The following is a 24,594-nucleotide window of genomic DNA, read 5'->3' as shown; positions in this document are numbered from 1 at the left end:
GGGCTGCTAGCGACGCTTCCGGGGCGCGCGCTTCGCGGCAGCGTTCGCCGCTGCCTTGCCCGCCGCCATGGCTGCGGGCTCCTCGGTTTCCGGCTCCGCGACGGTGCCGCGGGCCTTCGCGATCGCCTTCATGCCGTGGTAGATCACCAGGGCGGCTGCGGAACCCAGCGCGATGCCGGTGAACTTCAGGTCGCCGATGGTCCAGGTGTAGTCCGCGATGCCGACGATCAGCGCGACGGCGGCGGTGGTCAGGTTCACCGGGTTGGAGAAGTTCACCCTGTTCTGGACCCAGATCTTCACGCCGAGGACGCCGATCATGCCGTAGAGCATGGTGGCTGCACCGCCCAGCACACCGGCGGGCACGGTCGCGATGAGCTCACCGAACTTCGGCGAGAAGCTGAGGATCACGGCGAAGCCGCCGGCCACCCAGTAGGCCGCCGTGGAGTAGACCTTCGTCGCCGCCATGACGCCGATGTTCTCCGCGTAGGTGGTGGTGCCGGAGCCGCCGCCGAAGCCGGCCAGCACGGTGGCCGCGCCGTCGGCCATCAGCGCGCGCCCGGAGACGCCGTCGAGGTTCTGGCCGGTCATGGCGGACACGGACTTCACGTGGCCGATGTTCTCGGCGACCAGCACCAGCACCACCGGGACGAACAGGCCGACGACGCCGAGGTGGAATTCTGGGGTCTGGAAGTGCGGCAGCCCGATCCACGCCGCGCCGTCCATCTTGGAGTAGTCCACTTCGCCGCGGATCATCGCCACGACGTAGCCCACCACCACACCGACGAGGATGCTCAGGCGGCCCAGGATGCCGCGGAACACGACGCTGACCAGGATGATCGTGGCCAGCGTGATCAGGGCCGTGATCGGGGCGGCGTCAAAGTTGTTCTTCGCCGCGGGGGCCAGGTTCAGGCCGATGAGCGCCACGATGGCGCCGGTGACGATCGGAGGCATCAGCCGGTTGATCCAGCCCGCGCCGAACTTCTGCACCACTGCGCCGATGATGGCGAGCCCGACGCCGGCCAGCACCACGCCGCCGAGCGCACCGGCCACGCCGTACTGCTGCTGGGAGGCCATGATCGGGGCAATGAAGGCAAAACTGGAGCCAAGGTAGCTCGGCACCCGGCCCTTTGTGATGACAAGGAACAACAATGTGCCGATACCGGAGAAAAACAGGGTGGTGGCCGGCGGCATGCCGGTGATGATCGGGACCAGGAACGTGGCTCCGAACATGGCTACGACGTGCTGCATTCCGACGCCGATGGTCAGGGGCCAGGCGAGGCGCTCATCCGGCCTGACGACCTCGCCGGGGCGGATGGACCTGCCGTTGCCGTGGAGCTTCCATTTGGTACCGAGCATGCTCATTGCCGGAGCCTTTCAGAGAATGTGTGGCGGGGCGGGAAGGAATCTTCCGGGGCAACTTTACCGCGCCGGCGTTTGGCACATGCCCGGCACGGGGCGCCGGTGTGCCGGAAGTCACGGGGCGCCACGGGAAGCAGACAGCAGCAGTTGAAGTTGCAACTATGGATAGGACAGACACCGGCCTCCCGGCCGGGCAGGCCAACGAAAGGGACGCGAATGACGATCGCCCATGACGAAGCAGTAATCGACGCCGCCGCGGTGGACGCCATCTTTGCCGAGGCCCGCACGGCCAACGCCTTTACCGGCGAGGTCACCGACGAGCAGGCCCGCGCCATCTACGAGCTCACCAAGTTTGGCCCGACCGCCTTCAACTCCCAGCCGCTGCGCGTGACCTACGTCCGTTCCGCCGAGGCCCGCGGCACCCTCGTTGATGCGTTGTCCAACGGCAACCGGGCCAAGACCGCGTCGGCGCCCCTCGTCGCGATCCTCAGCTACGACACCTCCTGGCAGGATCAGTGGGACACCTTCCTGCCCGGTTATAACGCCCCCAAAGCCATGTACGACGCCGCGCCCGACCTCGCCGCGGCCACGGGCAACAACAACGCCCACCTGCAGGCCGGCTACTTTATCCTGGCGGTCCGCTCGCTCGGCTTCTCGGCCGGACCCATGACGGGTGCGGACTTCGCCGAAATCGACGCGGCCTTCTTCCCCGACGGCAGCCAGAAAAGCTTCCTGGTGGTCAACATCGGCCAGCCGGCCGAGGACGCCTGGGGTGCGGCAAAGCCGAAATTCGCTTACGAGGACGTCGTCCGCACGGTCTGACACGCAGCGGCGGAACCCGCGCCCTGTTCGCGGAGGAGGTGCCTCCGGCATTCTGACTCGCGGAGGTGCCTCCGGCACCATGGGGGACAGGCCGGAGGCACTCGGGACGCAATTTTGCGCGTGAGCGCAAGGCCGCATCCGGGGCCACTCTTAGTTTAGACCGCATCGGGGCCGGCGCCACAGGGGTGCGGGCGTCAATCCGCCGACGTACCGTGGCAGATTTTTCGCATGCGGAACCTGATTGTGGCGGCCTTCCTGGAGCCGGTCACCGACGGGCTCGAATTTCCCCGTGATGACTGGCCGCTGCACGTCACGCTGGCTAGGTTCGACGTCGACGGCCCGGGCAGCGCCTCAGCGCCGGGCCCCGACCAACTGGCCGGCAGGATCGCCGGACTGATGGCGGCGCCGGTCACTGCGGCGCTCGGCGGCCCGTTGACCGCCGGCGGCGTGATGCCGCAGTCGCCTGCGGGACCGTGCCCGGCGGCCCTACGTCATAACGTGAATGCTCCACCTGTTTTGGCACCCCGGGGTGCGATACTGGGCTCAGATTCGATGCTGATATGACGGGCTATCGGGCAAATCGGCGGACCGGGGGGCCACTACATGGTGCTGGACACCGCGACGCTACGTGTTTGCCTGGCCGTGGTGGACCTGACCCTGTTGCTGCTCTTCTACTTCATCACCTACCGGCGGACCCGGTCCGCCTACAGCGGCTGGTGGTGCCTGGCCCTCCTCCTGTTCCTTACCGGCAACGCCGCGTATCTGCTGGACGGGACGGCGCATCAGCTCTGGGCCAACCCCCTCGGCAACGTCCTCCTCGTGGGGGCGGCGGTGAGTATTTGGGCCGGTTCCCGGACCTTGCGGACCAGCGTTCCCGGCATGTGGTTCCTGGCCGCCGGCCCCTTCATCACGGCCGTGGCCTCGGTACTGGACCGGCCGGCGACAAACGCCTGGGCGGGCGGACCCGTGTACCTCATGTTCATGGGGGTGCTGCTCGGCCTTGCCTCCCGCGAACTGTTCCTGCTGGACCGCAACTTTTCGCGCATGCACCGAACGCTCGCCGTGGGGGCGGGGATCCTTGCCGCCTTCTACCTCGGCCGCCTGGTCGCCTTCCTGACGGACGGGCCGCAGGGGCCGGTCTTCCTGTCGGTTTTCGGATCGGTGACGACGACGGTCGCGTCAGCCGTGATCATGGTGGTGGCTTCCTTCACCATGGCCGAACTGAGCAATGAGCAGCTGACCCAGGACCTGAGGGCGCGGGCCACAGTGGACGGGCTGACCGGCCTGCTGAACCGGACGGCATTCCTGGACCTGGCCGCCCACGAACTCCGCCGCCTCCACCGGGCCCGGACCACGGGCTCGCTGGTCCTCGCCGACCTCGACCATTTCAAGGCCATCAATGACGAGTTCGGCCACGCCGCTGGCGATCAGGCCCTCAAAGCCTTCGCCGCCGCCTGCGCGTCCACCGTCCGCTCCACCGACCTCGTGGGGCGGTACGGTGGCGAGGAATTCATCCTCCTTTTGCCCGGCGTGACGCCGGACGTGGCCAGCCGCATCGCCGCTGACATCAGCCGGCGCCTCGAAGGCTCGCGCTCCAGCATGATTCCGCGGCTTCCCACCGTCAGCTACGGCATCGCCGCCGTCGGCGCCGGGCGGCCGGACCTCGCCGCGGTGGTCGCATCCGCCGACGCGGCCCTCTACCAGGCGAAGTCGCTGGGCAGGGACCGCTCGGTGCTGGCCGGCCACCCCACGGAAGAGTCCGCCTGACCGCTAGGAAATGACGCCGTCGACGAGGGCCTTGGCTTCGGCCTGGACCTGCTTGAGGTGATCGGCGCCCTTGAACGACTCGGCGTAGATCTTGTAGACATCCTCGGTGCCGGACGGCCGGGCCGCGAACCAGGCATTCTCGGTGACCACCTTCAGGCCGCCGATCGAGGCGCCGTTGCCGGGAGCCTCGGTGAGCTTGGCCGTGATCGTCTCCCCGGCCAGCTCGGTGGCCGTGACGTCGGAGGACGAGAGCTTGCCGAGGGCGGCTTTCTGGTCCCGGGTGGCTGCGGCGTCGATGCGGGCATAGACGGGATCGCCGAACTGGTCCGTGAGGCCCTTGTACAGCTGCGACGGCGACTTGCCCGTGACGGCGGTGATTTCCGAGGCCAGCAGGGCCAGCAGGATACCGTCCTTGTCCGTGGTCCACACGCTGCCGTCCATCTTGTTGAACGAGGCACCGGCGGATTCCTCGCCGCCGAAGGCACCTTCGCCGGAGAGCAGCCCGGGGACAAACCATTTGAAGCCCACCGGGACCTCCACGAGCTTGCGGCCCAGGCTCCCGGCCACCCGGTCGATGATCGAGGAGGACACGAGGGTCTTGCCGATCACCGACTGCGGGTTCCAGCCGGTGCGGTGCCGGTAAAGGTAGTCGATCGCGACCGCGAGGTAGTGGTTCGGGTTCATCAACCCGCCGTCCGGTGTGACGATGCCGTGGCGGTCGGCGTCGGCGTCGTTGCCGGTGGCGACGTCGTACGCTGCTTTGCCGGGACCGGCGTCGGCCATCCGGTTGATCAGCGAAGCCATGGCGGACGGCGAGGAGCAGTCCATCCGGATCTTCTCGTCCCAGTCCAGGGTCATGAACGCCCACTGCGGGTCAACGGTGGGGTTGACCACGGTGAGGTTCAGGTGGTGCCGTTCGCCGATCTCGCCCCAGTAATCGACGGACGCGCCGCCCATCGGGTCGGCGCCGATCCGGACACCTGCCTCGCGGATCGCGTTGAGGTCCAGGACCGAAGGGAGGTCGTCCACGTAGCTGCTGAGGAAATCGAATTTGCCCGTGGTGTCCGCGGCCAGGGCATCCGCAACCGGGATGCGCTTGACGCCGCGGAGCCCGTTCTCCAGCAGTTCGTTGGCGCGGTTGGCGATCCAGCCGGTGGCGTCGGTGTCTGCGGGGCCGCCGTGCGGCGGGTTGTACTTGAAGCCGCCGTCGCCGGGCGGGTTGTGGCTGGGGGTGACCACGATGCCGTCAGCCTCCGGCGCCCCGGCCGGCGAGTTCCGGTTGTGGGTCAGGATGGCGTGGCTCAGCGCAGGAGTGGGGGTGTAGCCGTGGCGGGCGTCGATCAGGACGTTCACACCGTTCGCCGCGAGGACTTCCAGGGCGGAATTCTGGGCCGGCTCGCTCAGGCCGTGGGTGTCCTTGGCGAGGTACAGGGGGCCGGTGATGCCCTGCCCGGCGCGGTATTCGACGATCGCCTGGGTGATGGCCAGGATGTGCGGCTCGTTGAAGGAGGCCTTCAGGCTCGAGCCCCGGTGCCCGGAGGTGCCGAACGCCACACGCTGCCCGGGGTCGCCAAGGTCCGGTGATACGTCGTAGTACGCATCCAGGAGCGCAGTGAGGTCAACAAGGTCTTGGGGTTGGGCAACAGTGCCCGCGCGGCTAGCCATGGCACCAGCATGCCAGACGACGGCGGACCACAACATTATTTGTGGGGAATCCGGCCCCTGTGACGCAGAATTTCCCGATCATTGGAACCGCGCGGCGGTAGTCTGGATCCAGGGACTAAAAAGGGGACTTCCATGACTGACCAGCCGACATCGGGCAAGGACGAGACGCGGCAGGGCTACCAGCCGCCGCCGTACACCCAGCAGCAGGAAGACGAGATCTCTGCTACCCAGCCACTGCCGCGGCCCGAAACAGGCTACGGGCAGCCGCAGCAGTACGGCCAGGACAGCCAGCAATACGGGCAGCCGCAGCAGTACGGCCAGGACAGCCAGCAGTACGGCGCGCCGGGCCAGCAGTACGGCGCGCCGGGGCAACCGGCCGCGCCCTATAACGCCTATGCCCAGCAGGGGAGCCCCTACAACGCCTACGGACAGCCGAACTACTACGGTGTGCTCGCGGAACCCAAGGGCCTGAGCATCGCGAGCCTCTGCTGCGGCATCGCCGCGTTGGTGGGCTTCGGGTTCTTTATCCTCCCGCAGATCGCCGCCGTCATCCTGGGGCACATGGCCCTTTCGCGGGAGCCGGCCGGCAAGGGCATGGCAATCGCGGGACTTGTGCTCGGCTACGTGGCGATCGCCGTCACCATCCTGGTCATCGTGATCTTCGCGGTTGCGATCGGCAGCGCACGTTATAGCGGGTACGGCGTCTAGCGTTCCGGCGCCGGGGCGGTCAGCGCCTCAACCAGCCGGCCGGAGTGTGTCTCCAGCCAAGCGCCACGGCGGCGGATGATACCGCCGACGCCCTCAGCCCACATCCGGGCCCAACCGCCGCCCAGCGTGCGTGCCCGGAGCTGCATCCGTTCGTAGCTCAGCGCGGCGCCCTCGATGCCCAGTCCGGGCAGCAACCGCCGTTCTTCGGCGCTCCACCCGTAGGCGTCGGCGAAGATCCGGAGCCGCCGGAAGGGGTCCGTCCGCTCCCAGCCCGGCCAGGTGTCGGCGGGGTCGCGGAGCGGGACCCAGTGCATGGCGGTGTTGAAGGAATCCTTGAGCGCTGTGCTGGGTCCGGCGAGGTCAAAGTCCACCAGGCCCGCGGCGCGGCCGTCCCGGACCACAACGTTCTGTGGCGTCACGTCGAGATGGCAGACGAGTTCCGGCGTACCGTTTTCCCCGCTGTCCTGGCGGCCGGGCCGGGGCGGGAACGGATGAGCCTGCGGCACGAACCCGGCCGACGCGTCCTGCAAGCGGCGCGCCAGCTGCGCCACGGAAACCAGCAGCTCCTCGGACTGTACCCACAGCTCCGGAATGGGGCCGGCGCACAGTCCCGGCAGGTACGTCAGGACGTCCCGGCCAGCGTCATCCCGGCCCCGGCCCAGGAACCGCGGTGCGCCGTCGAAGGCGGCCTCCTCGAGCCAGTCGAGGTATTCCGCGACGGCGAGCGACTGCGGCTGGTGCGGGCGGCGGATTGTTGCGCCCACCCGCACCACGCCGTCGGTAACATCGCCCGCCGGCATGAGTTCGACGTCGGACGCCTCGCCGGGGGCGGGGACGTAACTGCGTGACTCAACCGGCGGCCGGTGCCCTGGGCTCATCGGCTCAGCGTACGCCACCCATGAGTTTCTTGATGGCCGGCGAGGCCGCCGCAAGGCCGACGGCCAGCAGCATGGCGGTTCCGCCGATGCCGATGAAGTACGGCAGCTCGTCCTCCGGGTTGTACAGGCCGGACAGGATGCCGGCCAGCGTGGTGCCGAGCGAGACCGAGAGGAAGAACAACGCCACCATCTGCGTGTGGAAGGCCTTGGGTGCCAGCTTGGTGGTCACCGACAGGCCGATGGGGGAGAGGAACAGTTCCGCGAGCGTGAACAGGAGTAGGATCCCTACCAGCGCGAGCAGCGGCGTCTTGCCCCCGCCGGCCAGCGGGATGAAGGCCAGGAACGCCAGTCCCATCACGAACAAGCCGATCGAGAACTTCAGCGCGGAACCGGGCTGCTTCCGGCCCAGCCGGGTCCACAGCGCAGCCATGATGCCGGCGAAGATGATGATGAAGACCGGGTTGATGGACTGCACCCAGGCCGCCGGCATCTCCCAGCCAAACAGGTTGCGGTCCAGTTTCTCCTCCGAGTACACGGCGATGAAGGTGAACTGCTGCTGGAACAGGGCCCAGAACGCGGCCGAGGCGATGTACAGCGGAATGAACGCGGCAACGCGCTGGCGCTCGGTTCCGGAGACCTTCTTGCTGGTGAAGATCAGGACGAAGTAAAGGACGGAGGCGCCGATCGCAGCGTAGGCCATGGACATGGCCAGGTTCTCGGCGTTCACGATTCCGGTGGCAAGCAGCACGGCAATGACAGCCGCGATGCCGGCGAAGATCGCGCCGTACTTGGTGCGCTCCGCGAGCGGCAGCGGGTTCGACACGCGGTGTGCCTCGTCGGGGAGCTTCTTGCGGCCCATAGAGTAGATCCCCAGGCCCAGGGCCATGCCGACGGCGGCTGCGCCGAAGCCCCAGTGGAATCCGTGGCTCTCCTGCAGCCAACCGGTGACCAGCGGGCCGATCAGCGCGCCGGCGTTGATGCCCATGTAGAAAATCGAGAAGCCGGCATCGCGGCGTTCGTCCTTCTCGCGGTACAGGCTTCCCACCAGTGCCGTGGCATTCGCCTTGAGGCCGCCGGAACCGACGCCCACCAGCACCAGGCCGGCGATCAATCCGGGAATGCCCGGAACCAGGGCGAGGGCGATGTGGCCGGCCATGATCAGAACGGCGGAGCCGAACAGCACACGCTCAGAGCCGAAAAGCCGGTCCGCGAGCCAGGCGCCGAGGATGGTGGAGAGATACACGCCTCCGCCGTACGCGCCGACCAGGCCGGCCGCGAGGCCCTGTTCAATGCCCAGACCGCCTTCAGCAGCGGTGAAGTACATGTAGTAGAGCAGGATCCCCTGCATTCCGTAGAAGGAGAAGCGCTCCCACATCTCTACGGAGAAGAGACTGGCCAGCATCTTTGGGTGGCCAAAAAAGGACGTATCGCCCGGCGTTGTAGCGGGGGGATTGGATAAATGAGTTGTGCTCATTTACTTAATGCTGACAGTGTGGCGCGCGATTGTCACATTCGAGGCCGCGCGGGGCAAACTCCGCCACGCCGGATTTCCAGGGTCCGTTCCGGCCCCGCACCCCCCGTTGACCTGTCAGTTCGGGTGGCTTTGCCCCCGGAATAGCAGCTGCAAGTGATAGCGCAATCCCGAGCCGGGCAACCCCGGGGCGGGCAACCCCGGCGCCGGGCTACCCGGCGTCGAAGACGATGACTTGGCGAACGGCTTTCCCGTCGGCCAGCTGGTCCATCGCCTGGTTGATGTCGGCCAGGTTGATGTGCGCGGAAATCAGTTCCTCGACGGGGAGCTTCCCTTCACGCCAGAGCTGGGCGTACTTGGGGATGTCCCGGGCCGGAACCGCGGAGCCGAGGTAGCTTCCGACGATCGTCCTGGCTTCCGCCGTGACGGTCAGCGGCGAGATCGCGGCCCGGGCCTCGGGGGAGGGCAGGCCCGCAGTGATGGTGGTTCCGCCGACCGCGGTTGCTGCGAAGGCGGTCTCGAACGCGCGCGGATTGCCGGCGCATTCGATCACGTACCGCGCCTTGACGCCGTCCTCGAGGACCTGCTGCGGGGTGTACGCCTCGTGGGCGCCCAGCCGGAGCGCGTGGTCGAGCTTCTCCGCAAGGGTGTCCACGGCGATAATCCGCGAGACGCTCTGGGAGACCGCCGTGATCAGGGCGGCCATGCCGACGCCGCCGAGGCCCACGATCATGATGCTGTCCTTCGGCTCCGGCCGGGCCGCGTTCAGGACCGCGCCTCCGCCGGTCAGCACGGCGCAGCCGAGCACGGCGGCGATGTCCGCCGGAATGTCGTCGTCCACCGGCACGGCCGAGGCCCGGTCCACGACGGCGTGGCTCGCGAAGCCCGAGACGCCGAGGTGGTGATAGATCTTCTCGCCGCCGCGGTTCAGGTGCATCGAGCCGTGCAGCAACGTCCCTTCCCCGTTGCTTTTCGAGCCCGCGGTGCAGGGCAGCCGGCCGTCCGCCGCGCAGTTCTCACACTCTTCGCACCGGGGCAGGAACGACATGACCACCCGCTGGCCCGGTTCCAGGTCCGTGACCTTGGAGCCGACCTCGACGACGCGTCCCGCCGCCTCGTGACCCAGCAGCATCGGCACCGGGCGCATCCGGTTGCCGTCGACCACGCTCAGGTCCGAATGGCAGATGCCGGCGGCCTCGATCCGGACCAGGATTTCAGTGGGCCCGGGGCCGTCCAGTTCCAGTTCCGAGATGCTGATGGGCCTGGAGTCCGCAAACGGGCGCGGCCGGCCGATTTCCTCAAGTACTGCACCGGTGATCTTCATCGATCCCTCTCGTGTGGGTTCCAGCCGGCAGGTCCTGCCGCGTCTCCGCTAAACGCTATCGGTATGGGACGGAGAAATCACCCAGCCCGGGCCGGTCGGCACTATCAGTGGCCCGGTTTGCTAGTGGCCCAGCTGCGCGGCCACCTGCAGGAGCAGCGCCTCGGACCCCATCGGCCCGATCAGCTGGATACCCATCGGCAGCCCGGCACCCTTCGCCCCGCCGGTCCAGTGAACCGGGATGCTGATCGCGGGCAGGCCGCACACATTCACCATCGAGGACCACGGCGCATATTCGCACTGCTTCCGGTAGTCGCCGTCGGCGTCGCCGGCCCACTCAGCCGCGGGCCAGTAGCCGTCGCCGTGGGCCGCCCCGGTGAACCAGCCCACGGGCCGGGGCGTCTGCGCCAGAGCCGGCATCAGCATGAGGTCCCAGGCCGAGTACTGCGCGATCGTGTCCCGCTGGAACAACCGCAGGAATGCCAGGGACTCGTTGAGTTTGGCGGCGCTGCGCTGCTGGGCCCGACGCCGGAACGTGCGGGTCAGCGGCGTCAGGAGCGCCTCGCGCTGCGGCGCGATCCGGGCACTTCCGACGGCGGCAGTCCAGGCGGTGGTGAACGCGGCGGGGTAGCGGTTGTCGTAACGGACCGCGGCTTCCATGGTTTCGTGGCCCGCCGCCTCCAGCAGGCCGATGCCCGCCGCGAGAGCATCAAGTGCCTCCCTCTCCGGAGTGAAAGGAAAGATGTTCTGCCACGGGCTGTCCAGGCTCACCCCGATCCGCAGTTTGCGGGGGTCCTGCGCGGTGAGTTCCAGATACCCTGCCCCGGCGGTGCCGGCGGGGCCGTGGGGGCCGGGCGCGCCGGGCGCGCCGGATTCCGCCGGCACCAGCGCGTCCAGCATCAGCGCCGCATCCGCTGCGGAACGGGCCAGGGGGCCGGTGACCACCAGCCCTGCCGGATCCCCGGTGCTTTCCCCTGCCGGCACGAGCCCGCGGCCCGGTTTCAGCCCCACGAGCCCGCAGGCCGCCGCCGGGATGCGGACCGAGCCGCCGCCGTCGGACCCCGGCGCAAAGGGGAGCAGCCCCGCGGCGACGGCGGCAGCGCTGCCGCCTGAGGACCCGCCCGAACTGCGGCTGAGTGCATACGGATTGCGCGACGGCGGGGCGATCCGGTTCTCGCTGTAAGCCGTCAGCCCGAACTCCGGAACCTGGGTCTTGCCCAGGGACACGACGCCGGCGCCCTTCAGCACCGCCGGCAGCGCGCCGTCGGCCAGCGCTGGCCGGTGGTCCAGGGCGGCGCTGCCGTGCGTGGTGACCACGCCGGCGACGTCGGTCAGGTCCTTGAAGGCCACGGGCAGCCCGTGCAGCGGCGGCAACTCTGTCCCGTCCCGACCGGCGCGGGCATGGAGTTCGTCGGCCGCGGCAGCATCTTTCCGGGCCTGCTCGGCCGTGACGGTGATGAATGCGCCCAAATGCGGATTCTCGGCGCCGATCCGGTCGAGGAAATGCCCGGCGGCTTCCCGGGCGGAGACGGTTCCGGTGCGCAGGGCATCGCGGAGCCCGACGGCGGAGAGCTCGTGGAGTTCAGCCAAGGAGCTGCGGCTCCGGACGGTTCGGGGCGGCCGCGGCCCGGGATGCCGGGGGACATGCCCATTGCTCGGTCTGGCCGGTGGACACATAGGCATCATGTCCATTCGTCGCGGCCAGGGGAGGGCATGTCCGTGCCGGGCCGGGAAACCGGCCGAAGGTGGCCGCAACCGGGGGGCGTTCCGCTGCCATGGTGTCTCCTTGCGCTCTCCCAGAAGCGTAACGTGCCGCCCGGTGGGGTGCGCCGTCAGCGGCTGGCGATACGCTGGGGGGAAACCTTGAATTCCGCGGAAAGGACGAACATGAGCGACTTCGACACCGTGACCGTGTCAGGCATCCCCGAAGGGGCCAAAATCGTGGACGTCCGCGAGGACTATGAATGGGTTGCCGGGCACGCGGAAAGTGCACTGCACATTCCCCTGGACCAGCTCCCGTCCCGGCTCGGCGAGCTGGACCCGGACGAGGACCTCTATGTCATCTGCCGGACCGGCGGACGCTCATTCCGGGCCGCGCAATGGCTGGTGGGCCAGGGATACTCCGCCCTGAACGTGGCCGGCGGCATGGACCAGTGGCTGGAAACCGGCATGCCGCTGGTCTCCGACAACGGCCTCAAGCCAGTAATCCTGTAAGCGAAGAAAGAAGAGCCGATGCCCGCATCTCCCGTCACCTATACCTTCCTCGGGCCCGAGGGCACATTCACCGAGGCCGCCCTTATGCAGGTGCCGGGCGCGGCGGAAGCCATCCGCGTTCCCTCCTCCAACGTGAACACGGCGCTGGACAAGGTCCGGGACGGATCCGCGGACGCGGCCATGGTGCCGATCGAGAACTCCGTGGAGGGCGGCGTCACGGCAACCCTCGATGCCATCGCCACCGGCCAGGAGCTCCGCATCCTCCGGGAAGCCCTCGTGCCGATCAGCTTCGTCCTGGTGACCCGCCCCGGCACCCGGATCGAGGACATCCGCAGGATCTCCACCCACGGCCACGCCTGGGCGCAGTGCCGCCTCTGGGTCAACGCTAATATTCCAAACGCGGAATACATTCCCGGCTCCTCCACGGCTGCGGCGGCCATGGGGCTGCTCGAGAACGACACGCACTACGACGCCGCCATCTGCGCCCCGATCGTGGCCACGGAACAGCCTGGACTCACCGTCCTGGCCGAGAACATCGGCGACAACCCCGGCGCCGTCACCCGCTTCGTGCTCGTGGGCCGGCCCGGTGTCCTGCCGGAGCCGACCGGCGCGGACAAGACCACCGTTGTGGTTCCCCTGCCGGAGGACCGGCCCGGTGCCCTGATGGAGATCCTCGACCAGTTCGCCACCCGAGGCGTGAACCTCAGCCGGATCGAATCCCGGCCCACAGGCCAGTACCTGGGCCACTATTTCTTCAGCATCGACGCCGACGGCCACGTCGCCGACTCGAGGGTGGCGGACGCCCTCGCGGGACTGCACCGGATCAGCCCCGCCACCCGGTTCCTGGGTTCCTACAGCCGCGCCGACGGCCACCGGACGCTCGTGGCGCCGCACACCTCGGATCAGGCATTCCGTGCGGCACACGCATGGGTGAAAAACATACTGTCCGGAGCATCTGTGGTGCCGGAATATACGCAGGAGGCTTCGCCCAGAGCGTAGTCAAATGCCCCACCAGACACTTCCGCCCCCTGACAACTGTGCGTATGCTTGCCTGATCCATATTGGGGAAGTCCTCGAACGGAGGGAGCAGGTCATGTCAGGCACCAGCACTGAAAATGACGGCCAGGGAATGATTGTGAATCCCAAGCCGACAGCTGAAAACCAGGACTGGGACGGTGACGATGCCGACCGTGCCGACCGGCTGCGCTTCGAAGAGGAGCAGGCCATGATCCGCGAGCAGTCCGAGGCCCGCGCCGCGAAGGCTGCGGCGGAAGCGAAGAAACTGGCCGCTTCCAAGAAGGAAGCCACAGCCTAGTCTTCCTCGGTGCCGTTCTTGACGCGTACCAGCAGCGAGCCCGGCGCCACCTGCACGGTGACCTTCGTGGCCGCCCCGGACGGATCGCCGTCGACCTGGGTGGCCATGGGTTCCGGGCTTCGGATAGTGATCTTGCCTGAGCGGTAGTAGGTCATCACCGGCAGGTTTCTCTTGTGCTTGAGCACGATTTTCGTATACATCGCGAGCCAGCCGATCGCGCTCCGCGGGCTCATGACCACCACGTCGAGCATGCCGTCATCGATCATGGCCTGCGGAATGAAGTCGATGCCGCCGGGGATCAGCCCACAATTGGCGAACAGGACGCTGCGGATTTTCCGGGTCTGTTCGGGCTGGTCATCGAGTGCGATCGAGACTTTCTTCCGGCGCCCGGGAAGATGCCGGACCCCTGCCTCCGTATAAGCCAGCCAGCCCACGGCCTTTTTCAGCCCGTCATTAGTGTCGCCCACTATCTCGGCGTCCATGCCGATGCCGGCGATCACGAGGAAAGTGTGCTCCGCCGACTCGGCGGTCCGGGAATTTTCCACCCGAATCCGCGCCGTATCGATGAACCGCTGATGGCCGAAAAGGGCGGTCTGCACGCTGCCGTGTACGTCGTTCACGTCCAGGTCGATATTACGCGCCAGAAGGTTGCCGGTGCCGAGCGGGACCAGGCCCATGGCGGTGTCCGTGCCGGCCAGGATCTCGGCCACAACGCGTACCGTCCCGTCACCGCCGCCCACAACGACGACGTCGGCCCCGTATTTCACGGCGGCCCTGGTCTGTTCGAAACCGGCGTCCTCGGCAGTGGTCTCAAAGAAGCGGGGCGGCTCCCAGCCGGCCGCGGCGCATTCATTCTCGATCAGCACGCGGGCTTCGGCGGACTTGGCCTTGATCGGGTTCATCACCACGGCCACTTTCTGCTGCCCGACGCCCGGGCTGTGTGTCTGCTCCCAGACGGCACTGCGGATGTGCCTGGCCTTGAGCCTGCGCACTCCCCACCAGCTGGACACGGCGAAGGCCAGGACTCCAGCGATGATGAGGTAAAGCAGCCAGTCGCGCATTGTGCTCCAACACTATCCCGCCGCTGCCCCGCAACCGGATTGCCGGGTAATGCCTAGCGGATTGGATAGTCTAGTCTCGTGATCGACGTAAAAGACCTCAGCGAAAATCCGGACAAGTTCCGGGCCAGCCAGCGCGCCCGCGGCGCCGACGCATCCGTGGTGGATGCGATCATCGCCGCTGACTCGGCCCGGCGTGCAGCCCTGATCCGGTTCGAGAACCTGAGGGCAGAGCAGAACACCTTCGGCAAGAAGGTGGCGCAGGCCAAGGGCGAGGAAAAGCAGGCCCTCCTCGCGGAGGTGAAGGTCCTCGCAGCCTCGGTCAAGGCCGCGTCCGCCGAGGCCGACGTCGCGCAGACCGCCCAGGAGGAGCTGCTCCGGGCGATCCCGAACCTGATCGAGGACGGCGTACCCGCAGGCGGCGAGGACGACTACATCGTGGTTAAGACCGTCGGCACGCCCCGGGAATTCACCGACTTTGAGCCGAAGGACCATCTGGAGATCGGCGAGCTGATCGGCGCCATCGACATGGAACGCGGCGCCAAGGTTTCCGGCTCGCGTTTCTACTTCCTGCGTGGCGTCGGAGCCCGGCTGGAAATGGCCCTGCTGCAGATGGCCATGGAGCAGGCGATCGATGCGGGCTTCGTGCCCATGATCACCCCCACGCTGGTGCGCCCCGAGACCATGCAGGGCACCGGTTTCGACGTCAAGCACGACGCCGAGATCTACCGCCTCGCCGAAGACGACCTCTACCTTGTGGGCACGTCGGAAGTGGCCCTCGCGGGTTACCACGCGGACGAGATCCTGGACCTCTCCGCCGGCCCGGTCCGCTATGCGGGGCAAAGCTCCTGCTACCGCCGCGAGGCCGGCTCGCACGGCAAGGACACCCGCGGCATCATCCGGGTCCACCAGTTCAACAAGGTGGAGATGTTTATCTACACCACGGTGGAGGAGGCGGCCGCGGAGCACGCCCGCCTGCTGGCCTGGGAAGAGGAAATGCTGGCCAAGTGCGAGCTGCCGTACCGCGTGATCGACACCGCCGCGGGAGACCTTGGCAATTCGGCTGCCCGGAAGTTCGACTGCGAGGCCTGGGTCCCCACCCAGGGCGCGTATCGCGAACTGACGTCGACCTCCAACTGCACCACGTTCCAGGCCCGCCGGCTCAACATCCGGGAACGGGTGTTCAACGAGGGCGGCGCCCCCAAAGGCACCCGTGCCGTCGCCACCCTTAATGGCACGCTGGCCACCACCCGCTGGATCGTGGCCATCCTGGAACACCACCAGAACCCGGACGGCTCCGTCAACGTTCCTGCCGCCCTGCAGAAATACCTCGGCGGGATGACCGTCTTCCCGGTTCTCTAGCCCGCCACCCACGCCCCTCCGCCCCGGCGCCACGAAGTGTTCACCCCGGGTTCACCGCCTGCTGTGGCGTGGATCCTAGCGGGTGTCGGGGGTCTCTGCTCTACTTGATGGATGACAACAATGACTGAAACTTCAGTCGCCGGCAACGATGACCGGCGAGATATCAACCAGACAAACAACGGCCAGACCACCATCGAAAAGATGATGATCGCGCTCGACGTCGACGGCACCCTCGTCGATCACGACGGCCACATGTCTGCTCCCGTCCGCGAGGCCGCGCAGGACGTGGTGGCCGCCGGCCACCACGTCATGATCGCGACGGGCCGTTCACTGAACGCCACGCTGCCCATCATCGAGCACATCGGAATCGACAACGGCTATGCCGTGTGCTCGAACGGCGGTGTGACCCTGCGGCTCGATTCGAGCCTGTCCGCAGGGTATGAGGTCGTCCACAAGGCGACCTTTGACCCGGGCCCCGCCCTGCGCGCGCTGCGCATTCAGCTGCCCATGGCCAAATACGCCCTCGAGGACGAGGACGGCAACTTCCTCTCCACCGAACGCTTCCAGGACGCCAGTTTCGGCGTGGAAGCCATCGGCGTCGACTTCCAGACCATGCTGGAGGCGACCGCCGTGCGCGTGGTCGTGTTCAGCTCGGAAAACACGCCCGAGGAGTTCACCGCGGCCATCCGCCACGTCGGCCTGGCCGGCGTGACCTACTCGGTCGGCTGGACCGCCTGGCTGGACATCGCCGCGGCCGGCGTCACCAAGGCCAGCGCCCTGGAGCGCCTCCGCGGCAGGCTCGAGATCGAGACCCACCGCACCGTCGCCATCGGTGACGGCCGCAACGACATTGAGATGCTCACCTGGGCCGGCCGCGGCGTGGCCATGGGGCAGGCGCCGGAGGAAGTCATCGCCGCCGCCAACGAGGTCACGCACTCTGTTTACGACGACGGCGCGGCGCACGTCCTGCGCAGCCTGCTGCTCTAGTTCCGGGGTCCGCCCGGCCGGCAGGGTTTTCGCGGGTGCGCCGTCAGCGCACCTCGAGGATGAGGCTCAACAGGCGCGCCGCTGCGGGCCGCGCCGCATGTTCCTCGTTCCACTGTGCCCGGGCGACGGCCTTGCTGACCGCCTGCGTGGTGATCCCCAGCTCCTCCGCGACGGCCTTCTGCTGTCCGCGGACCCCCGGGGTCAGCAGGTCCAGCACCCGCCACTCGGCCTGGCTCCGGTCGTGGACGATATGACCCAGCAGCCGCAGCACGGCCTCCGATTCCGCCGCGATGTCCGCCAGCGGGCCTTCGACAGCCACCGGGACCCGGTCCTTGCCGTTGCGCAGCCGGTCGACGGCCCGCCGCGCATAGATCAGGCCGTGGCCGGAGGCGTCCTTGATCTGGTTGGGCAGCGGTTCGTTCACCGGACCCACCCCGATCCCGACGAACCAGCTGCCGCTGCGCAGCGCGATCATCGCCGCCTCCACCGCCTGCTGCGGGCAGTCCACGATGCCTTGGACTTCGTCCTCCACGGAACGATCGAAGTCGAGGCGCGCCGGAATGTGCCGCAGGTCCTTGAGGAGCTGCGGCACACGGTCGCCGTCGCGCCGGCTGTCGGTCTGGTTGATGGTCAGCGTGAACATTCTGGATCAAACACTACCCGGTGGTAAACGGACGGCAACAGCGGGCCGGGACCGCCCGGCGCCGGGCTTGTGTCCTGCCCGGGGACGTGTTGCGATGGAGGATACGGCACCGCCGGGGCCCGAGTGAAGCGAGGACTGCAGTGACAAGCGACGTGACCGGCGGCGGGAGCATGGACGCCCTTGACGATGCCGCGCTGGAGCTGGTGGACCGGTGGTGGCGGGCCGCCAACTACCTCTCCGTGGGGCAGATCTACCTCCGTTCAAACCCCCTGCTGCGCGAACCCCTCAGCGCCGCGGACACCAAGTCCCGGCTGCTGGGCCACTGGGGCACCACCCCCGGACTCAACTTCGTCTACGCCCACCTGAACCGGGTCATCCGCCGGGACCGGCAGGAAATGCTGTTCATCGCCGGGCCCGGCCACGGCGGCCCGGCAGTGGTGGCGAACGCCTGGCTGGAGGGCACGTACTCCGAGATCTACGCCCACGTCGGCGAGGACGGGCAGGGCATGGCGGAGCTGTTCCGGCAGTTCTCCTACCCCGGCGGGATCCCCAGCCACGCCGCGCCGGAAACCCCGGGGTCCATCAGCGAGGGCGGGGAGCTCGGCTATTCGCTGGCCCACGCCTACGGGGCAGTGTTCGACAACCCCGGGCTGGTCGCCGCCGTCGTGATCGGGGACGGTGAGGCTGAAACGGGCCCGCTGGCCGCGAGCTGGCATTCGCACAATTTCCTGGACCCGGCGGCGGACGGCGCTGTGCTGCCCATCCTGCACCTCAACGGCTACAAGATCGCCAATCCCACCATCCTGGCCCGGATGCCCGAGGCCCAGCTTGAGCAACTCCTGCGCGGCTACGGGCACGAGCCGCACTTTGTCACGGTGGCTGATCCGGACGACACGGCTGCCGCGCACCGGTCCTTCGCCGCAGCCCTGGACGCGTGCCTCGCCGAAATCGGGTCGATCCAGGCGGTGCGCCGGGGCGCGGCAGCCGGCGCGGCAGCCGGCGGGGCCGCCGGCGACGACGCCCCGCGATGGCCCATGATCGTGCTGCGTTCCCCCAAGGGCTGGACCGGGCCGAAAAAAGTGGACGGGCTGCAGGTCGAAGGCACCTGGCGCAGCCACCAGGTACCGCTGAGCGAGGTCCGCACGAATCCGGACCACTTGGCCCAGCTTGAGCGGTGGCTCCAGTCCTACCGTCCCGACGAGCTTTTCGACGGGCGGGGCCGGCTGCTGCCCGGCATCGCGGCCAACGCACCGGCCGGGCAGCTGCGGATGAGCGCCACCCCGCATGCCAACGGCGGGCTGCTGCTCCGCCCCCTCAAGCTGCCCGGGTACGCCGGGCACGCCGTCGATGTCACTGCCCCCGGCGTCGAACGGATCAGCCCCATGATCACGCTCGGCTCCTGGCTGCGCGACGTGATCGCCCTGAACCCCGAGACGTTCCGGCTCTTCGGCCCGGACGAGACCGCCTCCAACCGGCTGCAAAACGTCTATGAGGTGACGGACAAGGTCTGGCAGTACCGGATCGACGGTCTGGACGAGCACCTCGCCCGGGCCGGCAGGGTCATGGAAGTGCTGAGCGAGCACCTGTGCCAGGGCTGGCTGGAGGGCTACCTGCTGACCGGACGGCACGGCGTCTTCAACTGCTACGAGGCCTTCATCCACATCGTGGATTCGATGTTCAACCAGCACGCCAAATGGCTCAAGGTGCACCGCCAGCTGCCCTGGCGCCAGCCGGTGGCCTCGCTGAACTATCTGTTGTCCTCGCATGTCTGGCAGCAGGACCACAACGGCTTCTCACACCAGGACCCCGGCTTCATCGACCACGCGGTGAACAAGAAGGCCGAAGTCATCCGGGTCTACCTGCCGCCGGACGCCAACACGCTGCTGGCCGTTATGGAGCACTGCCTCGCCTCACGCGACCTGGTCAACGTCGTGGTCAGCGGCAAGCAGCCCTCGCCGACCTGGCTGGGACCGGCGGAGGCCTCGCACCATTGCCGCCGCGGCCTCGGCATCTGGCAGTTCGCCGGCTCCGAGGTGCCCGGCGAGGAGCCCGACGTCGTCCTCGCTTGCGCCGGCGACGTACCCACCATCGAAACTGTCGCCGCGGCAGAACTGCTGAAGCAGGGCGCCCCCGGGCTGAAGGTCCGAGTGGTCAACGTCGTGGACCTGATGCGGCTGCTGGATGCCAGCGAACACCCGCACGGGCTGAGTTCACGGGACTTCGACGGCATCTTTACGGCGGACAAACCCGTCATTTTCGCTTACCACGGCTATCCGGCCCTGATCCACCGGCTCACCTACCGCAGGACCAACCAGGAGGGGCTGCACGTGCGCGGTTACAAGGAGGAAGGCACCACCACCACGCCGTTCGACATGGCCATGCTCAACGGGATCGACCGCTTCCAGCTGGCCATCGACGCGATCGACCGGGTTCCCGGGCTGTCGGAAAAGCATTCGCTGCTGCGCCAGTCTCTGCAGGACAGCCGCATGCGGGCCCGGGACCACACCCGGGAGCACGGTGAGGATCCGGCGGAGATCAGGGACTGGTCGCTGCGGCTCGGGCAGCCGCGACGCCGCGGCTAGCCGGGTAGCTCCTCCAGGCCGCCCCGGGGCAGGTGGATCCAGCCCTCGGTCAGGGCAGCCGCGGCATGTCCGGCGTCGGGGCGCAGCGTCCGGCCCAGGGCGACGGCCCGCGCGGTCAGGGAGGCGATCAGCGCGTCGAACATGTCATCGGAGGCGGCCAGCCGGTCCTCCTGTCCGGCCAGGTCCAGCCACGGCGCGGCCGCGGCCAGCGCGTCCAGGACCATCGCCAGCCGCTCCGATTCCGGGGCGGCCCGCCCCTTGTAACCGCGGGCCGCCAGGCCCCACGATTTCAGCGAAGCCGCCGGGTACACCTCGGCAAGCCGGCCGCTGCCGTCCCTGGCCTGCGGCCCGTGCTCCCGGGCGATCTTTGCCTGGATGACCGCGCACCGCATCGCCGGGTGGGCCAGCCGGTCCGCGGAGACGCTGAGCGGGATCAGCCCGGTTTGACCGGTGACGAACCTGTCCGTGTCCCGGTAGGCCAGCAGCCGGCGGCCCTCGATCCCGTCATGGTCCAGCACCGGATGGGCCTCGAAGTTCAGGTGCCCGGCGATAAAGGGAAGGAATGCGTCGGGCCAGCCGACGGGGCAGTCGATCCCGGTCATGCCGCTGGCGCCAAACAGGTCCACAATTTCCGGGTCGCCCACGTCCAGGGCCAGGTGTTCCAGCCGGGCCTGCCCGCCGGCCCACGCCAGGACCGCGACCGCCGTTTTGCGGGTCGCGGCGGCAAGGTCGACGCCGAGGGTCCTCACCGTCTCAGACGGAGCGGTACCGGAACGCGCCGGGGATCTCGCCCCGGCTGCCCAGGCCGTCCCCGTAGGCGAAGCGCGCCCAGACTGCGCGGAGGGCCCGGCCCTGGGCATTGATGTCGTCCCAGCTGGCGCCGGTAAGAAGCCCGGCAGCGGCCCACGTCCGCTTGTCTCCGAACAGCAGCGGCAGGTCAATAGTGTGCGCGGCCCCATAGAAGTTGCCCGGCGCACCCCAGTGCAGCACGTAGCTGTACGCCGTGCCTCCCGCTTGGGAGTGCCGCTTGGCGAAGCGCCTGGCGGATCTGCCATAAACCGCTTCCGTCACGGCCCAGCTGATGGCCTTGACGACTGCGGTGCCAAGGACCGGGACCCTGGCGAGCCGGCTCATCAGGGGGCTGCGCGGCAGGAACAGGCGGGCCTCCTCGGAGGTGTGCCCGATCAGGATCTCGATCCCCGGGGCCGCGGTGTTCCACGCCGCCTCGATGCCGGATTCCGGCGGCAGCGGCGCATGCCCGTACTGCGTGCCGAAAGGCATGGCGGCCAGCAGCCCGAATTTCCGGGCCACCTGTGAAACGCGCTCTTCAACGGCCACTACGTCCAGGGCCGGGGTGTCTTCGGTGACGGCTTCCGCCGCGATGCCCATGGCAATGTTCATCTTCTCCCGGCCGCGGGCAATGCCCAGGGGTGCGCTTTGGATGATGGCGCGCTGGAAAAGCGACGGGGCCTCCTCCGTTGCCATGAGGTGGGCGACGGCGTCTCCTCCCGCGGACTGGCCGAAGGCGGTGACGCGCCCCGGGTCGCCGCCGAAGGCGCCGATATTGCGCTGCACCCAGCGGAACGCCTCCAGCTGGTCCAGGAGGCCCAGGTTGGCGGGCCGGCCCGTGCCGGTGGCCAGGTATCCGAACAGGCCCAGGCGGTAGGTCACGGAAACGACGATGACGCGGGTCTCGGCCACCAGGGCCTTCGGGTCGAAGATGGCCAGGTCCCCGGACCCGGAGGTGTACGACCCGCCGTGCAGCCACACCATGACCGGCAGCCGCTCGCCGTCGTTGAGGTCCGCCGGCAGGGTGATCGAGAGGCGCTGGCAGTCCTCGCTGCCCGGAAGCTCGCCGAAGCGGGTGCCCAGGATGTCATCCAGGAACGGTACCGGTCCCTGCGGGCAGGCCGGGGCGAGCTCGGTAGCGGCGAACTCCGTGGCCCAGTCCGCCGCCCGCACCGGAGGCTGGAACCGGCCCGCGGTGGCGTAGGGGACCCCCGTGGCGCGCACGACGTCACCGTCCCGCCATCCGGTGATCGGACCACAGGGCGGGGTAAAAGCAGGCTCGGCGTTCATACGCCCAACGATTTCACAGATTCCTGACGCCCCACTGACAAACGCACCACTGGCAAAACGCCGACTCGTAAAACGCCGACGGCGGGTGCGGGGTTCTTCCGAACCCGGCACCCGCCGTCGTACTTACCTCCCCGTGATGCGTGGGTGGGGATCAGTGTCCTGCTGAGGGCACGTAGCGCTTGATGGATGCCTCGAGTTCGGCTTCGGCGGCGGCGCGGTCGCCCCAGCCTTCGGCCTTGACCCACTTGCCCGGCTCAAGGTCCTTGTACCGGGTGAAGAAGTGCTCGATTTCCTTGATCAGGAATTCGCTGACATCGCTGATCTCATTGATGTGATCGAAGCGGGCATCGGCCGGAACACACAGGACCTTGGCGTCCCCGCCGCCGTCGTCGGTCATGTTGAAGACGCCGATGGGGCGGGCCTCAACGATTACGCCGGGGTGCAGATCGAAGTCCTGCAGGAGCACCAGTGCGTCCAGCGGGTCGCCGTCTTCACCCAGGGTGTTCTCGAAGAACCCGTAGTGGGTGGGGTACTGCATGGAGGTGAACAGGACGCGGTCCAGGCGGACGCGACCGGTCTCATGGTCGATTTCGTACTTGACGCGCGATCCCTTGGGGATCTCGATGGTCACGTCATGCTTCATGGAATGCTCCTCGACGAATTCAGGGGGTGCGCGGCACACAAAGATCACTGCGGTGCCGCCGACTACTATTGAGGATATAGCGAGAGGCCCTGGTTTCAGGAACTATTGGGGACATTTCAGGACCGAAGGACCAACAGCAGCATGAAACGCACAACCATCGCCGCAGGCACGGGCAAGGTGCCCGGCCCGCTACGGGGGATCATTCCCATGCTGCTCCTGACCCTCCTGGTGCTGGCGCTCGCCGTTCCCGCGGTCGTCGCCATCACACCCGCTTTCACCGGCGGGAACGGGCAGGGCGGCACCGCTGCGGCCACACCGCCGTGGCAGCAGCTCCCCACCACCCTGGCCGCCGGGAACGGCAGCGGCGCCGGGGTCGAGCAGCTCAGCGGTGCCGCCCCTATCCCTGATCCCGGCACCCTGGCTGCCCAGCTCAACGCCACCCTGAAAACCGACGGTGCGGGGTCCTTCACCGGAGTGGTGCAGGACGCCGCCACCGGGGAGCTGCTGTTCGACCGTTCCGGGGATGAGGCCAGGGTTCCGGCTTCTAACATGAAGCTCCTGACGGCCGGCGCGGCATTGCGCACACTCGGCCCGGACCGGCGCTTCAGCACCCGGGTCCTGGCAGGCGCCGCCCCCGGCACTGTGGTCCTGGCCGGCGGGGGAGACGTGCTCCTGGCCGAGGGTGAATCCGCCCCGGATGCCGTCCTGGGCCGTGCCGGACTCGCGACCCTGGCGCAACAGACGGTCCGGGCACTCCAGCAGGACGGTGCTGCCGGCCCGCTGACCATACTGCTGGACGATTCCCTCTTCACCGGCCCCGCCCTCAACCCGGCCTGGAGCCTGGAAGATGTTGCGGCCGGCGAGATGGCCCCGCTGTTCCCGCTGGCGCTGAACTCTGCCCGGTTCAACCCCGCCAAGACCACCGGACCCCGCCCCCAGGACGCCGCCATGAGCGCTGCCGAGGCGTTCGCGGCCCAGCTGTCCGCGGCCGGAGCGCCGGCCGGACTTACCGTGGCGCCCGGCGTAGCCCGGGTTCCCGGGGGAGCGGACGCCACGGCGCAGGACGCCCGGGTCCTCGCCGAGGTCCAATCGGCCACGGTGGGCCAGCAGGTGGATCTGCTCTTACGCACCTCGGATAACTACCTCACCGAGGTGATGGGCAGGATGACCGCCCTCGCCGTCGACAAGCCGGCAAGCAACGACGGCGCCGTCGCGGCCGTGCTGCAAAAGCTGGACGAGCTGGACGTCGACACCGCCACGCTCCGCGCCGCCGACGTCTCCGGCCTGGCCCTCGCCAACGAGGTTTCGGCCCGGCAGCTCTCCGAGGTGGTCCGCGCCATCACGTCCGGACCGGACACCCGGCTACGCGCAGCCCTGGCCGGATTCCCCGTCGCCGGGCTCACCGGCACACTCGGGGACCGCTACACGGATGAGTCCACGGCCCGGGGAGCGGGGCTGGTCCGTGCCAAGACGGGAACGCTGAACACGGTGATCGCCCTCAGCGGCTATGTGGTGGATGCCGACGGCCGGCTGCTCGTGTTTTCGTTCATCGGCAACGGACTGACCCCGGGCGCCGCCAACAAGACCGCGCTGGACCGTACGGCCTCCGTCCTCGCAGGCTGCGGCTGCCGCTGACGGCACCCCGGCTTCGGATGCGCCCGGCTCCCTTTGCGCCCGGCTCCCTTTGCGGCCGGGTTCTCCGCCCGGCGGCCCGCCCGTT

At 68.4% G+C, this 24,594-nt stretch carries 22 protein-coding genes; 11 read left to right on the top strand and 11 right to left on the bottom strand.

The window, feature by feature from the left end:
- Positions 1-6 precede the first annotated feature (6 nt).
- Positions 7-1,362, bottom strand: coding sequence for a uracil-xanthine permease family protein (locus ABIB51_RS03290; RefSeq protein WP_354185413.1), 1,356 nt, complete (start codon positions 1,360-1,362; stop codon positions 7-9).
- A gap of 213 nt (positions 1,363-1,575) precedes the next feature.
- Here ABIB51_RS03290 and ABIB51_RS03285 point away from each other — a divergent pair, with 213 nt between their 5' ends.
- From ABIB51_RS03285 to ABIB51_RS03275, 3 genes are all read left to right on the top strand, one after another.
- A complete protein-coding gene (locus tag ABIB51_RS03285) occupies positions 1,576-2,181 on the top strand; it encodes a malonic semialdehyde reductase (protein ID WP_354185411.1) in 606 nt (201 codons plus the stop codon).
- Between the two features lie 228 nt (positions 2,182-2,409).
- Complete coding sequence (locus tag ABIB51_RS03280) at positions 2,410-2,745, top strand: hypothetical protein (protein WP_354185409.1); 336 nt, start codon at positions 2,410-2,412, stop codon at positions 2,743-2,745.
- 39 nt (positions 2,746-2,784) lie between these two features.
- Positions 2,785-3,948, top strand: a complete 1,164-nt coding sequence (locus ABIB51_RS03275; RefSeq protein ID WP_354185407.1) for a GGDEF domain-containing protein — start codon at positions 2,785-2,787, stop codon at positions 3,946-3,948.
- Positions 3,949-3,951: 3 nt separating this feature from the next.
- Here ABIB51_RS03275 and pgm read toward each other — a convergent pair whose 3' ends face one another.
- Complete coding sequence (gene pgm / locus ABIB51_RS03270; protein WP_354185405.1) at positions 3,952-5,613, bottom strand: phosphoglucomutase (alpha-D-glucose-1,6-bisphosphate-dependent); 1,662 nt, start codon at positions 5,611-5,613, stop codon at positions 3,952-3,954.
- A 132-nt stretch (positions 5,614-5,745) separates the two neighbouring features.
- Here pgm and ABIB51_RS03265 point away from each other — a divergent pair, with 132 nt between their 5' ends.
- Positions 5,746-6,321, top strand: a complete 576-nt coding sequence (locus ABIB51_RS03265) for a DUF4190 domain-containing protein (RefSeq protein ID WP_354185403.1) — start codon at positions 5,746-5,748, stop codon at positions 6,319-6,321.
- Here the strand turns inward: ABIB51_RS03265 and ABIB51_RS03260 are convergent.
- The 4 genes from ABIB51_RS03260 to ABIB51_RS03245 form a co-directional block, all read right to left on the bottom strand.
- Entirely contained in the window at positions 6,318-7,199 is an 882-nt protein-coding gene (locus tag ABIB51_RS03260) for a phosphotransferase (protein WP_354185401.1), read from the bottom strand. The genes ABIB51_RS03265 and ABIB51_RS03260 overlap by 4 nt on opposite strands.
- Before the next feature lie 4 nt (positions 7,200-7,203).
- Complete coding sequence (locus ABIB51_RS03255; protein ID WP_354185399.1) at positions 7,204-8,673, bottom strand: peptide MFS transporter; 1,470 nt, start codon at positions 8,671-8,673, stop codon at positions 7,204-7,206.
- A gap of 208 nt (positions 8,674-8,881) precedes the next feature.
- Entirely contained in the window at positions 8,882-9,994 is a 1,113-nt protein-coding gene (locus ABIB51_RS03250; RefSeq protein WP_354185397.1) for an alcohol dehydrogenase catalytic domain-containing protein, read from the bottom strand.
- A gap of 120 nt (positions 9,995-10,114) precedes the next feature.
- Complete coding sequence (locus tag ABIB51_RS03245; protein ID WP_354185396.1) at positions 10,115-11,581, bottom strand: amidase; 1,467 nt, start codon at positions 11,579-11,581, stop codon at positions 10,115-10,117.
- A gap of 297 nt (positions 11,582-11,878) precedes the next feature.
- Between ABIB51_RS03245 and ABIB51_RS03240 the strand changes: the two genes are divergently transcribed.
- The 3 genes from ABIB51_RS03240 to ABIB51_RS03230 all read left to right on the top strand — a co-directional run bounded on the left by ABIB51_RS03240 (position 11,879) and on the right by ABIB51_RS03230 (position 13,520).
- Positions 11,879-12,205, top strand: coding sequence for a rhodanese-like domain-containing protein (locus tag ABIB51_RS03240; RefSeq protein ID WP_354185395.1), 327 nt, complete (start codon positions 11,879-11,881; stop codon positions 12,203-12,205).
- Between the two features lie 18 nt (positions 12,206-12,223).
- A complete protein-coding gene (gene pheA / locus ABIB51_RS03235) occupies positions 12,224-13,204 on the top strand; it encodes a prephenate dehydratase (protein ID WP_354185394.1) in 981 nt (326 codons plus the stop codon).
- Positions 13,205-13,298: 94 nt separating this feature from the next.
- Positions 13,299-13,520: a hypothetical protein gene (locus tag ABIB51_RS03230; protein WP_354185393.1), complete on the top strand. Its 222-nt coding sequence runs from the start codon at positions 13,299-13,301 to the stop codon at positions 13,518-13,520.
- Here ABIB51_RS03230 and ABIB51_RS03225 read toward each other — a convergent pair.
- Positions 13,517-14,581, bottom strand: a complete 1,065-nt coding sequence (locus ABIB51_RS03225; protein ID WP_354185392.1) for a diacylglycerol/lipid kinase family protein — start codon at positions 14,579-14,581, stop codon at positions 13,517-13,519. The genes ABIB51_RS03230 and ABIB51_RS03225 overlap by 4 nt on opposite strands.
- 78 nt (positions 14,582-14,659) lie before the next feature.
- On the opposite strand from ABIB51_RS03225, the gene serS reads away from it, so the two are divergent.
- Entirely contained in the window at positions 14,660-15,940 is a 1,281-nt protein-coding gene (gene serS / locus ABIB51_RS03220; protein ID WP_354185391.1) for a serine--tRNA ligase, read from the top strand.
- 111 nt (positions 15,941-16,051) lie between these two features.
- Entirely contained in the window at positions 16,052-16,927 is an 876-nt protein-coding gene (locus ABIB51_RS03215; RefSeq protein WP_354185390.1) for an HAD family hydrolase, read from the top strand.
- Positions 16,928-16,970: 43 nt separating this feature from the next.
- Here the strand turns inward: ABIB51_RS03215 and ABIB51_RS03210 are convergent, their stop codons facing one another.
- Positions 16,971-17,570, bottom strand: a complete 600-nt coding sequence (locus ABIB51_RS03210) for a hypothetical protein (protein WP_354185389.1) — start codon at positions 17,568-17,570, stop codon at positions 16,971-16,973.
- A gap of 170 nt (positions 17,571-17,740) precedes the next feature.
- Here ABIB51_RS03210 and ABIB51_RS03205 point away from each other — a divergent pair, with 170 nt between their 5' ends.
- Positions 17,741-20,152: a phosphoketolase family protein gene (locus ABIB51_RS03205; protein ID WP_354185580.1), complete on the top strand. Its 2,412-nt coding sequence runs from the start codon at positions 17,741-17,743 to the stop codon at positions 20,150-20,152.
- On the opposite strand, the gene ABIB51_RS03200 is transcribed toward ABIB51_RS03205, so the two are convergent.
- The 3 genes from ABIB51_RS03200 to ABIB51_RS03190 form a co-directional block, all read right to left on the bottom strand.
- Positions 20,149-20,901, bottom strand: a complete 753-nt coding sequence (locus tag ABIB51_RS03200) for a DUF429 domain-containing protein (RefSeq protein WP_354185388.1) — start codon at positions 20,899-20,901, stop codon at positions 20,149-20,151. The genes ABIB51_RS03205 and ABIB51_RS03200 overlap by 4 nt on opposite strands.
- A 4-nt stretch (positions 20,902-20,905) precedes the next feature.
- The gene (locus tag ABIB51_RS03195; protein ID WP_354185386.1) at positions 20,906-22,231 is read right to left on the bottom strand and encodes a carboxylesterase family protein; all 1,326 of its coding nucleotides are present in this window, start codon (positions 22,229-22,231) and stop codon (positions 20,906-20,908) included.
- Between the two features lie 151 nt (positions 22,232-22,382).
- A complete protein-coding gene (locus ABIB51_RS03190; protein WP_354185384.1) occupies positions 22,383-22,874 on the bottom strand; it encodes an inorganic diphosphatase in 492 nt (163 codons plus the stop codon).
- Between the two features lie 141 nt (positions 22,875-23,015).
- Here ABIB51_RS03190 and dacB point away from each other — a divergent pair, with 141 nt between their 5' ends.
- Positions 23,016-24,509 carry a D-alanyl-D-alanine carboxypeptidase/D-alanyl-D-alanine endopeptidase gene (dacB, locus tag ABIB51_RS03185; RefSeq protein ID WP_354185382.1) on the top strand — a complete coding sequence of 498 codons (1,494 nt, stop codon included), beginning with the start codon at positions 23,016-23,018 and terminating at the stop codon, positions 24,507-24,509.
- The last annotated feature ends 85 nt before the right edge of the window (positions 24,510-24,594 follow it).

Source organism: Arthrobacter sp. UYCu712 (assembly GCF_040547005.1).
Lineage (GTDB): Bacteria > Actinomycetota > Actinomycetes > Actinomycetales > Micrococcaceae > Arthrobacter.
Note: the sequence above shows the minus strand (reverse complement) of the source record. Positions and strands in the feature narration are given on the sequence as shown.